This window comes from Deltaproteobacteria bacterium (assembly GCA_016930875.1).
Classification (GTDB): Bacteria; Desulfobacterota; Desulfobacteria; order Desulfobacterales.
Window position 1 is genome coordinate 1 of the sequence record JAFGFW010000148.1, and the last position, 12772, is coordinate 12772.

12 protein-coding genes are annotated in these 12772 nt (G+C 50.0%); 9 read left to right on the plus strand and 3 right to left on the minus strand.

The window, feature by feature from the left end:
* Window positions 1–93 precede the first annotated feature (93 nt).
* Window positions 94–294 (minus strand): hypothetical protein, encoded by a 201-nt coding sequence (locus tag JW883_12825; GenBank protein MBN1843148.1) that lies wholly within the window; start codon window positions 292–294, stop codon window positions 94–96.
* A gap of 116 nt (window positions 295–410) precedes the next feature.
* Between JW883_12825 and JW883_12830 the strand changes: the two genes are divergently transcribed.
* The 4 genes from JW883_12830 to JW883_12845 all read left to right on the plus strand — a co-directional run bounded on the left by JW883_12830 (window position 411) and on the right by JW883_12845 (window position 5843).
* Complete coding sequence (locus tag JW883_12830) at window positions 411–2477, plus strand: PAS domain S-box protein (protein MBN1843149.1); 2067 nt, start codon at window positions 411–413, stop codon at window positions 2475–2477.
* A gap of 176 nt (window positions 2478–2653) precedes the next feature.
* The gene (locus JW883_12835) at window positions 2654–4000 is read left to right on the plus strand and encodes a sigma-54-dependent Fis family transcriptional regulator (GenBank protein ID MBN1843150.1); all 1347 of its coding nucleotides are present in this window, start codon (window positions 2654–2656) and stop codon (window positions 3998–4000) included.
* A 6-nt stretch (window positions 4001–4006) separates the two neighbouring features.
* A complete protein-coding gene (locus tag JW883_12840) occupies window positions 4007–4576 on the plus strand; it encodes an archaemetzincin family Zn-dependent metalloprotease (protein MBN1843151.1) in 570 nt (189 codons plus the stop codon).
* A gap of 328 nt (window positions 4577–4904) precedes the next feature.
* Entirely contained in the window at window positions 4905–5843 is a 939-nt protein-coding gene (locus JW883_12845) for a glycine cleavage system protein H (protein ID MBN1843152.1), read from the plus strand.
* 124 nt (window positions 5844–5967) lie between these two features.
* On the opposite strand, the gene JW883_12850 is transcribed toward JW883_12845, so the two are convergent.
* Both JW883_12850 and JW883_12855 read right to left on the minus strand, forming a co-directional pair.
* Window positions 5968–6222 (minus strand): hypothetical protein, encoded by a 255-nt coding sequence (locus JW883_12850; protein ID MBN1843153.1) that lies wholly within the window; start codon window positions 6220–6222, stop codon window positions 5968–5970.
* Window positions 6212–7333 carry a PAS domain-containing protein gene (locus JW883_12855; protein ID MBN1843154.1) on the minus strand — a complete coding sequence of 374 codons (1122 nt, stop codon included), beginning with the start codon at window positions 7331–7333 and terminating at the stop codon, window positions 6212–6214. The genes JW883_12850 and JW883_12855 overlap by 11 nt, the downstream gene beginning before the upstream one ends.
* A gap of 187 nt (window positions 7334–7520) precedes the next feature.
* On the opposite strand from JW883_12855, the gene JW883_12860 reads away from it, so the two are divergent.
* The 5 genes from JW883_12860 (at window position 7521) to JW883_12880 (ending at window position 12717) form a co-directional block, all read left to right on the plus strand.
* Window positions 7521–7856, plus strand: a complete 336-nt coding sequence (locus JW883_12860) for a hypothetical protein (GenBank protein MBN1843155.1) — start codon at window positions 7521–7523, stop codon at window positions 7854–7856.
* A 189-nt stretch (window positions 7857–8045) separates the two neighbouring features.
* On the plus strand, window positions 8046–8948 hold the full coding sequence (locus JW883_12865; GenBank protein ID MBN1843156.1) for a hypothetical protein: 903 nt from the start codon (window positions 8046–8048) through the stop codon (window positions 8946–8948).
* 50 nt (window positions 8949–8998) lie between these two features.
* Window positions 8999–9613: a GTPase domain-containing protein gene (locus JW883_12870; GenBank protein ID MBN1843157.1), complete on the plus strand. Its 615-nt coding sequence runs from the start codon at window positions 8999–9001 to the stop codon at window positions 9611–9613.
* Window positions 9614–9622: 9 nt separating this feature from the next.
* A complete protein-coding gene (locus JW883_12875) occupies window positions 9623–10789 on the plus strand; it encodes a cyclic nucleotide-binding domain-containing protein (protein MBN1843158.1) in 1167 nt (388 codons plus the stop codon).
* A gap of 248 nt (window positions 10790–11037) precedes the next feature.
* The gene (locus JW883_12880) at window positions 11038–12717 is read left to right on the plus strand and encodes a serine/threonine protein kinase (GenBank protein MBN1843159.1); all 1680 of its coding nucleotides are present in this window, start codon (window positions 11038–11040) and stop codon (window positions 12715–12717) included.
* Window positions 12718–12772 lie beyond the last annotated feature (55 nt).

The following is a 12772-nucleotide window of genomic DNA, read 5'->3' on the forward strand; positions in this document are numbered from 1 at the left end:
CTGACTGGATTCCGGCTTTCGTCGTTCGACCCTGAGGCTCTCGACGGGCCGGAATGACGGAGTGGTAAACGTCGTTGTAGGGTTAAAACTCTCTCAGGACGTCTTCTGCAGGAACGCATCGCGGATGGGTGTAACAAAGGCGCTAGCGGTTTTGGGAATGTTGGCCTTCTCGTGGCTCTTGGTTATCGGGACAGTCTTTGTAGTTGCAAAGTTGTACCGCGTTCTTTTCCCATAATCCTTCTTTTTGTGCTCTTTGCCATTTTGCCTTCCCATGAAACTTCGAGATTGGGGCATTATTTTCCTCAACAAATCATCCTGAAATTGACACTGAAGTAAAGTCTCTGGTATGAAGAAATAATTCCTGCCCAAAGCGACGTGCCACATCTTTGCTGGGGTGAAGGTCGTCGACCATGCTGATAAAGCATGATCAGCAGTGCAAGCGTCGCGGCAGGTACACGGGAAAAGGGGACCACATGGGCAAACCGAGTTACGAAGAACTGGAGCATAGAGTGAGAGAACTGGAGAGGCTTGTCAATATGAAAGTTTTTGCTCCGGATTTTGAATTTGCAACCAGAGATCTAATATATTTTAAGGCCTATGAGGATTGGTCTGTCGATTTTTTCAGTGAACAGGAAATAGAACATTTGACTGGATATGGGCTTGAGGATTTTCGGGAGAGAAAGATAAGATGGCTTGATATTGTTCATGTGGAAGACAGGAATATCGTGCAAGACACAGTGAAAAGAGGATTGGAATCACATGACAAATACTTCAAGGCAGAATACAGAATTCTCAGGAAGCAAGGAGAGACAAGGTGGGTAAGGCAAAGAGCATTCATCATTTGCGACGGTGATGGTGACTTGTTATACGTGCGAGGGGTTCTAAACGACGTCACTGTCCAGAAAAACATGGAGCTGGCACTTGAGTCCGAAAGCGAGATATTTATTTGGATGGCCGACCATCTTGACGATGGCATCTATATAGTCTCCGGTGACTACAGGATCAAGTTCATGAACAAGGCCCTGATCGATCTGGTGGGTAATCAGGTGGGCGAGGTGTGCTATCGCACTTTTTTTCAGCGAGACACGCCATGCCCCTGGTCGGTGATAGATACGATGAGGGGACAAGGGGCCTGCCTGGAGGAATATCGCCCTTGCCTTCAGGAATATCATTTGCCGAGACTGGGGAGGACTTTTCAGGTGAGGAGCTTCCCTATGAGGATGCGTGATGGTTGTATCGCCAAACTCGGCCATCTCAAAGACGTTACCCGAACCAGGCAGTTGGAAACTGAGATCAAGGAATTCTCAGCCCGGCACCGGGCCATTGAGGCCGCGGCCGATAAGGCTGACCTGGGAATATTCATGGTTCAGGACATTGATGGCATTGAAGCTCGGTTTTGCTATGTGAACGAGGCGTTTTGCCACATTACTGGCTATATGCGAAGTGAATTGCTGGCCAGAAGCATAGCCGATTTGATCCATGTGGAGAGCCTGGCAACAACGCTTGGGCGTTATCAATGCAGAGAACGTGGGGAAACGCTGGACAGGATATATGACATCAAGATGGTTCGCAAGGACGGGAAGGCGATTACGGTGTTTTATACAGTGGCCCTTTCTACTTATGATGGCAAGTTGGCCACCGTTGGATTCCTCCAGGATATCACCGAAAGAAAGATGGTTGAGCAGGCCCTTCGCCGATCGCAAAGGCTTGCCTCGACCGGCAGGTTGGCGGCGGAAATAGCCCATGAGATAAACAACCCCTTGAGTAGTGTCCTGACCTTTGCCAAATTGTTAAGCAGGATTGTTAACAAGAAGCCTTTCCCGGTGCATCGAGTGGCTGAGTTGCAGGAGTTTGTCGGCCATCTGGAGGGCGAGGCCGGGCGCTGCGCCAACATATCCAGGAATCTGTTGGAGTTTTCACGCCAGGGAGAGCTCGATGTCAAAGAAAATGACGTCAACGAAATTCTTGAAAAGATCCTCGACATCGTGAAGCATCGTGTTGAGCTGCAGGCAATCGAGATCGATATCTCTCTTGCCTCGGATCTTCCCTCCGTATTTTGTGATTTCAAACGATTGCAGCAGGTGTTCATCAATATTTTCTGGAATGCTGTTGAGGCGATGCCTGACGGGGGAAGGCTCCGTGTTTCCACCAGTTTTGACCGAAGCCGGGATATCGTCAATGTTAAAATCAGTGACACCGGAGAGGGCATCCCGGAGGAGATCCTGGAGCGGATCTTCGAGCCTTTTGTTACTACCAAGGCAAAGCGAAAGGGCGCGGGGTTGGGGTTGTCTGTGGTCCATGGCATCATTCGCCAGCATCAGGGGCATGTTCATGTCCGCAGTAAGGTGGGGCAGGGCACATGCTTTACCATTGAGCTTTGCGCCAACAAGCGTTTTGTGACCAGCCTTGGAGACAAAGAGAGCTGTGAGACACCTGGGGCCAAAGGCCGAGAAGTGGCCAAGGCTGGTTCGATGTAGCATGTTCAGGCTTGAGCTTCTGGAGCTGGCAAAGGCGTGATCCAAGAAGGAAGTTGGGAGGTCGCACCTTGGCATTAGGGGATGTACGGTCAAAATGACCAGGCTCAAGGCATAAGGCAAAAGACCTGGCGCCTTTAGCCGTTTGCCTTGGACCTTTTTTCCCATTACGAGGTGAAATGATGAAGGAAAATGCGCAGATTCTTGTGGTTGATGATGAGCCGACAGTCTGTCTTGCCCTTGTCAATTGGTTGAAGGAAGAGAACTATTTCGCCATGGCGGTGGAGGATGGTCCCAAGGCCATTGCTGCCGTGCGGGAGGGGAACTGGGACATTGTCCTGCTTGACCTGAAAATGCCGGGCATGGACGGGCTGGAGGCGCTGCGGGAAATCAAAAAGATTGCGCCCCAGACCATAGTCATCTTGATGACCGCCTACGCTTCTGTGGCCAGCGCGGTGCAGGCCATGAGAGAGGGTTCTCATGACTATATTGTCAAACCCCTGGACGTGGAAGAGCTCACCCTGATGCTCAACAAGATTGTCGAACATCAACAGCTCGTCACCGAGAATATCCTCTTGCGCCAGCGTTTGAGCGAGTATAACGAGTTCGAAGACATTATTGGCAGGAGTCCGCCAATGCAAGAGGTGTTCGAGCTTATTGAAACAGTGGCCGACTCCAACGCCACCGTACTGATCACCGGAGAGACAGGCACCGGCAAGGAACTGATTGCGCGGGCCATCCATACCCGCAGCTCCCGCCGATACAACCCCTTTATCGCCGTCAGTTGCGGCGCCCTTCCGGAGACACTTCTTGAAAGCGAGTTGTTCGGCCATGAAAAAGGCGCGTTTACCGGTGCGCACCGAACCAAGAAGGGACGATTTGAGATGGCCCACGGAGGCACTCTTTTTCTGGATGAGATTGGTGACATCAGCTTGAAGACACAGGTCAAGCTCCTTAGAGTTTTGCAGGAAAAAAACTTTCACCGATTAGGGGGTACGGCCCAAGTCGATGTAGATGTCCGCCTCATTGCTGCTACCAACCGGAATTTGACTGACGCGGTGGAAGAGGGCATTTTTCGTAGCGACCTGTACTATCGGCTCAATGTGGTCAGCGTACACATGCCGCCACTGCGTGATCGGCGTGAAGATATACCCCTGCTTGCGGCCCACTTCATCAATAAATACAATCTAGAGTGTAACAAGAGGTTTGACCGCGTGGAAGAGAAGGCTATGGAGACAATGATGGGTTACCACTGGCCCGGCAACGTGCGTGAGCTGGAAAATGTCATTGAGCGGGCAATTGTGATTGATCAGGGGCCTGAAGTGAAGGTGAAGCACTTGCCTTTCTGCAGTGTTGACATGCCAGCAGTTGACGAACCCCAAGTCCTTGAGGAAGTAGAAAAACTTCATATTCAAAAGATGCTTGAGCGCCATGGCTGGAACATCGCCAGGACAGCGCGTCTTTTGAATATTGACCGCACTACCCTGCACAAGAAAATCAAGAAGTTCGCCCTGAAAAGACAGTGATCCATCATGATCAGCCCTTCCAGATACATTGATGTGGTGCCTATGGGTGATGTGGGCGAACAGGACTTACAAGACCTTGCGGTTAGCATAAAAGAGCAGTTCGGTTTACGGGTGAAGGTTTCCCGTAACCAGGGTTTTCCTCACTACGCATTCGATCCTGCACGGAGGCAATATAATTCCAACCTCATCCTTAAGAAGCTCGTTGATAACGCCTTGCCAGCAGCCTTGAAGGTTCTGGGCGTAAGCAGTGTTGATCTATTCAATCCGATTTTTTCCTTTGTGGTCGGAGAGGCCCAGTTTGGGGGTAGATGTGCAGTGATCTCCACCTATCGCCTGCGCGGCAAGCCGAGCAACCAGTCGAGGCTTGGCTGTAATACGCTCGCCATTCGCATGGAGAAGGAGGCCATTCATGAGTTGGGCCACACCTTTGGATTGCGGCACTGCGCAGATCCCAGTTGCGTCATGCACTACTCCGTGGGGACAGAACTCACGGACTGCAAGTTTGCCTTTTTCTGTCCAGCCTGCCGTGACGTAATGCTCTGGCATCTTGGCACAGACCTTTTTCTCAAGGGTTAGGGCCCCATGGCGTGGCAAACGACATGGCAGCCATTCGGCATGTGGCAGAACGCAACACCATGTTGTAATATCCAGCACACCACAAATACCATTTAATATCAAGCGGTTACCATCTCCCATCCTTTTCTTGCTGTGGCTTTATCCCACATGTTGACCGTGGCATTTTCCAGCCAAATCGTCTTTGAAAAAATATTATCCTTAATTTTCAATGAGTTATCGCGACGATCAGAACCTGGCACGCCAGTTGCTAGTATGGTGGGTAACACAACAGGCACAGGCGTTCAATAAGAACTGGCTATGCCATATACCTTGAAAGGAGGAATTTATCATGGGAGAGAAAATGAAAAAAGACAAGGTTTCCGGGCTAAAGACGGTCCCCGAGGGGGGGGAGAAGTGCATTTGGATGGAAGCAGGAGTGATCGACTACAAGTTGTGCAACAACCACAACGACTGTCATTCATGCTCCTTTGACAAGGCCATGAGGGCCACGGCCGACAAGAATGCGCAGGCGCGTCTTCAGGGACTGGAGCCCAAAGGCAAGAAGGCCCAGATTGTACCGTGGCAGGAGAAAATGCAAAAGCGCACGTATCTGCAGCGCAAATGCCGGCACTACCTCACAGGCAGGGCGCCGTTCCGGCTCTGTCCCTACGATTTCGAGTGCCACAAGTGTCAGTTTGACCAGATGCTCGAAGATAGCTGGGAAATCCAGCTTCCCTATCGGCTGACTGACATCCCCCTGGTCGACGGTTACGCACTTCCCGAAGGACATTTTTTCCACCTGGGACATGCATGGGCCCGGGTTGAGCGCGGCGGTCGTATCCGCATCGGACTGGACGACTTCAGCATGAAGGTCTTTGGCCCTGCGGACAAGTTGGACCTGCCTCTTAGCGGCGAGGAGGTAAAGTTCAGCGAAACTGGTCTTGTCTTCAAGAGAAATGGCAACGAGGCCGAGGTGCTTGCTCCGGTCTCGGGGGTGGTTGAGGCAGTCAACTATCAGGCCACAAAAGAGCCTGGAGTGGTGAAGGAGGAGCCTTACAATGACGGCTGGCTGATGGTTCTCGACGCCTCGGAGATGAAAAAGAACCTGAAGGATCTCCTTTACGGTGAACAAAGCACTGAATGGATCACGGCAGAGCACCAGAAGCTATCAGAGATGGTCAGTGAAGTGGGGATGACCTACGCTGACGGTGGTCCCATTATCGACGTTGTTGGCAGTATTCCTGATCTGTCGTGGACGAGGCTGACCCGGGAATTCCTTCGGACCTAAATCGGCCCTGCCACCTGGCAGACAAACGCGACTTTCGAGCATCCCCCACCCAAACAGTCCCGCCACTTCAAGGGGCGGGCAGGGTGGGGGACGACTTTTTCTTTCTTGCTTCTAGCAGGTCCTGCTATCGCAGGGCGCCTTGCCAGTCTGCGTCTTGCCAATTCGCCACTGCGGCCATTTCGTAGAGGAACCGCGCTGCCTTTTCATCACGATGCTCAAAGGCCTGATCCCGAATAAAGGAGTACATTTCGAGACTAATCTCGTCCTGACTCCCAGTCCCGGCGCTCAGTTTTTCAAAAATGCAGTGTGCCAGATACGATTCGAAATCACTGACCGTAGACTCGTTTTGACACCGCTCGAAGAAAGCTTTAAACTCCATGGGACCTCCTTGCCCTCGTTTCGGTCACGTCTCTTGACAATACAATCGCCTTAACCTCGCCATCCACGTCAGTGAACGGTGAAAAACTCAGTTCATACTCTCTGCCATCAGACAAAGCGAGTTCAATACTCTGCATTTCGCCTGACTCGATCATTGCATGTAAACCACAATGCTCACAAGGCTCTCTTAACTGCGAATAAGTGGTGTAACATTTCTTGCCCACCACGTTGCCAAATTTCCTCTTAAGGACCTCATTTTGGTACTCAATAGTGAAACCCTGGTTGACAACACGTACTCCAACACCGAGGGCGGAAAGAATTCCTTGATACTTGTCACGTTCGGAGCGCAGCACCTCTTCGGCCTCTTTTCTCCATGATATATCAGATATGGTATAGATGGTTCTGATCATTGGACGGGATGGATCAGGACAGTTTATCTTGATGTGGCCACAGAAGACGGAACCATCTTTTCGCCTGAGATCTGCATCGGCTCCGGCGGGTCGGTTTTCCCTTGCCTGACTGTAGACTACCTGACCAACCCGCTCAAATTCTTCTTCCGAAGCATAGATTATCCTGGCGCTCTTGCCCCTGTAATCCTCTTCAGATTCAAAGCCAAACATGTCACGCAAGGCTTCATTTCCCCAAATCAAAACCCTGTTTTCAGCAACGCCGATTGCAATGGGGGAGTTGAACAGGATGCTGTTCAGTACTATCTTGCTTTCCAGCAATGCCTCCGCGGCCTGCCGGCGCTCGGCAATTCTTTCCTCCTCAATCCGAAAGATATCCCAGAAGAGACGGGCAGCGACATTATCCATCAATCTAACGTGGTCTGGTTTGGTTTGTAAGATCTCCTGGGCTACCTCTTTACGACCAGTTAGCTCGATAATCATTTCGAGATTTTCAAAATTGTATAGATCTCGGTAGTCTCTTGTTGTGTAGATCCCTATGTCCCGAGCGAATTGGTAGCCCACAGTGTAGGGATTGGTGCAGGCCACCCCGATAAGCTTCATGCGAAGCTGGCTGAGTTTTTCGGCAAATATGATATCCATGATCGCCTTGCACCCGGGGCCGCCACCTATAATAGCTACATTAAGAACGTTGCCGTATTCCATCAGTTGTTCCACGCTTTCTAATCGGTACTTTTATAGATGTAATGGTCCCTACAAGTCAAGGCAAAAGGGAATTACCCATACAGTCAAGTTTTTCTGGAGACATTCCGATATAAAGATGGGCAGACCCCGTAGGTAGCCGCACAATAAACAAATAGTCTAACCCTTCACTGGAATCTGAGAGGAAAGTATGGAGATTGGCAAAGCGAAAGAGCAAGCCGAGGATCTTGTTCTAAGACTGCGTGAACTGGTTGGTTCACTTCGTCAGTTAGCCCCAGCCCCTGAACGGGAAGCTCAGAGGGAACAGCTCAGGGTCATTGACGACTCTATCCAACATCTGGAGAAAAAAGATGTCCCCGTTCCAGAAGAGCTTCGAAGGCTGAAAAGGAAGCTTCAAGGCGAGATACAAGAGGCAGAAAAGCACCAGGTTCTTCTCTATTTCTTGAGAGAACAGCTTTCGCAGGTATTAGCCGAGATCGGTGGAACGGTACGCAAGGCGATACCGAACGGGGCGGCTCAGAAATGATGTTACGATGTCGGGGAGAACAGTTGGGCACGAATCTTGCTGCGGTTAGAAGCAGGGAATCTGAACGGGCTGTCTTGAGCCTGTTTTCAGTTTTTTCTTTGATATGCCGACATGTTGGTTGTGAGGGATATGATGTTCCCGATGCTTTGTTTCCCCGCCACAGGCGGGTGGAGATTACGAGATCTATAAATGTCTGATCAAGAGTACATAAAGTCGTTGATAAAAGAGGCGGAGCTTTATCGAACACAGGGCCTTCTGGGGCAATCCAAAGATACATTCACAAAAGTCCTCAGATTCATTAAGAAGGACCAACAGTTTCGCAATCACAAAAAGCTGATAAGAACCGTTGTGGACAAGATCAAGGCCATCGAAAAAGAGCTGGCTGCGATTCATGAGGAAGCTGTGGTCCCTGAACTGTCTCAAGATGTGCAGGATTTGGTCAAGAACCTGTTTTCGTTTTCGAAGAACAAAGATATTGCCGAGGTTGAGGGCGCTGTGGCTCTGGCTAAGTTCGGTCAGTATGAGACTGCCTTGACGGAATTTCACAGACTGCTGAAAGAAGGCAAAGTGCCTCTTGTGGCGGCCAAGAACATTATCAGATGTCACCTTGCCCTTTCTTCGCCGAATGAGGCGATCGATCAATTCGAACAATGGGTGTCTGTTGATCTGTTGTCGAAAGGGCAACTGAACAACATACGAGCCTTCCTTGAGAGCGTTCTGGAAAAGAAGGGCATTAAGGCCCAACTCCCTGTGGTTGAGGCCCCATCTGAAACGGGCGAAACAGAGGAAAAAGAAGGGGACGTCCTGGACATTTCTTCAGTAGGGGTTAGATTAAAAAGCGGTTCTCGCAAGGGTAGCATCGCGGAGTTCGATGTTACCTTTCAGTCTGGCAATGTTATTAGCATAGTGATTTCCAGCAAAGAAAGGGAGTTGGTAGATAGCCTCGAACTTGGGATCAAGTTGGCGGACATGCAGTTTTATTCTCCAATAGCCATATTCAGGGGTTGCGGCATTGTTTCCAGAAAGACGAAGATAAAGTCTGGCCCGAAGAAAGGGGATTACATGCTGGACATTATGGTGGAGAGTGGGTAGCCATGGGGGGCGAAAAGGCAAAGGTTTGTAAAGGGGTTTAGCTAGGTCTTATGGCAATTTTTAATGCAAAGAACAGGGTTATTGAGTGCAAGCTCGTCTATTATGGCCCGGGACGAGGTGGGAAGACCACCAATCTGGAATACGTTTTCAGGGCGTTTAAGAAACAGACGGCCGGAGAAATGGTCTCTATTAACACAAAGGGTGATCGGACCTTGTTTTTTGATTTTCTTCCCATGGGTTTGGGAAAAATCAGAGGTTGCGATATCAAGGTGCAGCTTTACACTGTACCCGGACAGGTAAAATATGGATCAACCAGGAAGATGGTCCTAAAGGGTGTTGATGCTGTGGTCTTTGTTGCGGATTCCCTTGAAATTCGCCGGAAAGCTAATATGTTATCTTTGAAGGACCTTCAGAAGAATCTGGCAGAACAGAACATGAGTATATTCAATATTCCGCTGGTTCTTCAATACAACAAGCGAGACCTTGCCAAAGAGGACATGCCCATAGTGCCTGTTGAGGTCATGGAGCGCGACCTGAACAGCAAGCTTAAGGTTCCGTCTTTTCCTGCAAGCGCCTTAACCGGAGAAGGTGTCGGGGATACTCTGAAAGAATGTCTGAAGTCAACCTTGCACCACTTGCAGAAAGAGCTAAGTTGGGCACGATAACGGTCAGTGATGTTTCGTAAAGCCGTGCTTGCAGGAGACTTGCATTTCATTAGCCTGGCAGACAGTTTTCAAATACTTGGCGGGAACAACAGCACCGGTATTCTGCGCATTACGAGTCAATATGTCCCAACGCCTGGCCTGATATATTTCGTGGATGGCAATCCGGTAAATGCCGCCAATGGTTCATTGCAGGGGACGGATGCCATTTATTCCCTGTTTGGATGGACTGAAGGAGGATTTGAATTTCATGAGGAGGAGGTTCAGGTAGAACATGTTATCACTAGTAGCCGAATGGAGATCGTGCTCGATGCACTGAGGATGTTCGACGACGGCGTGATCAAGAAAGTGGGGCCTCTGTCTTGTGACGATATCGCTGACGTTGTAGGTAGTGGATTCAAGTATGGCAAAGGGGAGGCGATGCCGGTTATCAAAGGACCCCTGGTGGATTACATGTATGTCATTGATGAAGAGGAATTCCGTGACGGAGAGATGATTGTCGCAGAAGGAGGTCACGGCAACTGGGTTTGGGTTATTTTGGAAGGAAAGGCGAAAATAACCAGGGAAACCTCGAATGGTCCCATGACTATAGCCAGACTCGGAGAGGGGTGTTTCATAGGATCTCTCGCCTCTTTCCTACAGCGAGATTATGTCCGAAATGCTACGGTAACAGCGATGGGTGACATTCAGTTGGGCGTGTTGGATACTCAGCGTCTTTATCAAGAGTACGCATCTCTATCATTCGATTTCAGGAGCTTGCTTTCCAGCCTTGATGGTAGGCTGACAAAGATCACGGACATGGCTGCAGACCTGTTTGTGAAAAGGGATACGACCGATCGGTTAATCAAGGACGAAAAGCCGATCATAGAAGAAGGCACACAAAAGGGAGACATGTTCACCATAAGGTGGGGAGAAGCTTACGTGGCCCGGAAGACTCCGAATGGATATTTGCCGCTATTAACTCTCAAGGAAGGGGATGTTTTTGGATATGTGCCGTTCATGGATGTGGGTCACGAACCTCGCCGCGCCTCGGTGGTTGCATCAAAGGACTTGGACGTAGGCACACTGGATGCGGAAAGCCTCCAGAGAGAATATGTTGAACTTTCAGGAACATTCAGAAGCCTGGTCGTAAATGTTTGCACCAGTGTCGCTCTTACAACCAGGATGGTATGTTATTGACATGAGGCATCATGCGGTAGAGTTCAAGAAACATATTTTGGGGTCATGATCATCGTTATTTGTTACACGTTAAAGCGCTTTTTCTTGCCTCTAACCTCTAACCTCCAAGCTGTAATCCTGTAAGCTTATTGAAGTTCATGTGAGGGGTGGTTTCCTCCACCCCCTTTCCTGTTGACAACCATGCGATTTGCCGTGTTATTATCAAGACCAGAGATAAACGGGTATGACCGAAAAATTGGAGGCATGCTATGGCTAGCGAAGACAGCATTGGCATTGGTAGCGTTCTTGGTGGGTTTAAGATAGAAAAAGAGCTGGGAAGAGGCGGCATGGGAGTAGTATACAAGGGCCATGAGCTTTCGCTTAACAGGAAAGTAGCCGTAAAGGTCTTGTCGCAAAGGCTCTGTTCCGACAAAGAATTTGTTGAACGATTCAAAAGAGAGGCCCGGGTCATTGCTGCATTGAGTCATCCCAATATTGTGAGTATTCTTTCCTATGGGGAAGAGCAGGGTCGCTATTACTTTGCCATGGAGTACATATCCGGCAAAGATCTGGGGCAGATTCTGAAAGAAAAGGGATCCATTCCCCTACAAGAGGCCCTTTCCATAACGGCGCAGGTGGCCAGCGCCCTGGCTGAAGCGGGCCCCAGGGGGGTGGTCCACAGGGACCTGAAGCCTTCCAACATCATGATCGATAGCATGGGGAGAGCAAAAGTCACGGATTTTGGTGTGGCGCACTTTCAGGATTCGGGCGCCAAGTTGACGCAGACTGGTTTGTTCCTGGGGACTCCGGAGTATGCTTCCCCTGAACAGGCCACGGGGCGCCCCTTGGACGTGAGAAGTGATATTTATGCCTTAGGCGCGGTCTTGTACAGAATGTTGTCTGGAAAAGCTCCCATAACTGGTGAGTCTCCACTGGCTGTGGTTACGAAGATCGCCACCGAACCTGTCACACCCATCAGGCAACTCAATACGGCTTTGCCAAAGTCCGTATGCGACCTTATAGACAAAATGATGGCCAAAGAGCCGGACGAGAGATTCCAAACGCCGGGAGAACTCACGGCGGCCATAGATCGTTGTGTCGATAGCTCAGGTATTGATGCCCCCTTGGCAAAGAGCAAGGTAGCTGATGTGGGAACAGCGCCTCCGCCGCCACCAAAACAGAAATCCCGAGCGAAGTTATGGGGAGGCATTGCAGGAGTGGCCTTAGCTGTTTTGCTTATTGTGTGGCTTGTTGAAGGTGGCTTTCATAAGGAAGAGTCACTCATTGAGAAAGAAAAAAAGGAGGCCGCAACCGAGCTGACGGCTGCAAGGGCTGTGTCTGAAAAGGCGGAGCACGTTCCTTCTTCTTCTGCGCCGGCAGTTAAAGATATCACAGAAGAAAAGCCTGCTGTCACAGAGAAGCGTGAAGGCAAATCTGCCGCATTGGGAAAGACCGCTCCATTGCCTAAGATTCCCACGGTGCTCATGGTGGTTTCAGGCGATGAAGCCATGGTGCCGCTTGTTCGTACGCATCTTGAATCGATTATTCGTGGAAGCGGTTTAAGGGTCGCCTCCATTTCCGAAATACCTGTGCTTATGGAGAAGATGCAGTTTGGAGAGACCCCCATTACTTGGTACGGTGTCCAACAGTTTGTCCCAAAGGGGAGAGCCCACATCCTTTTGCTGGCCCAAGTCCAGAAAACCGGATCCATGAATCTCAGATACTACGGACAGATGCAGGAAATGACCACAGCCACTTTTTCTGCTCGGGCGGTGGACATGTCCACAGGAACGTCGGTCGCCACGCCGGCTAGCGGTTCCATCAAATTTACCCTGTTGAATATGGAGGAAAACTTCAGGAAAAGCATCACATCTGCAACCAGTGGTATGGGCGCGGAGATAAGGGGATATTGGGAAAAGAGAGTTGGGGATGCCAAAAAAACCGGTTAGGGTTCGTCACGAAATAAGTGTCTCAAGATTGCGAAGGATTTTGGGTTGTATTCAA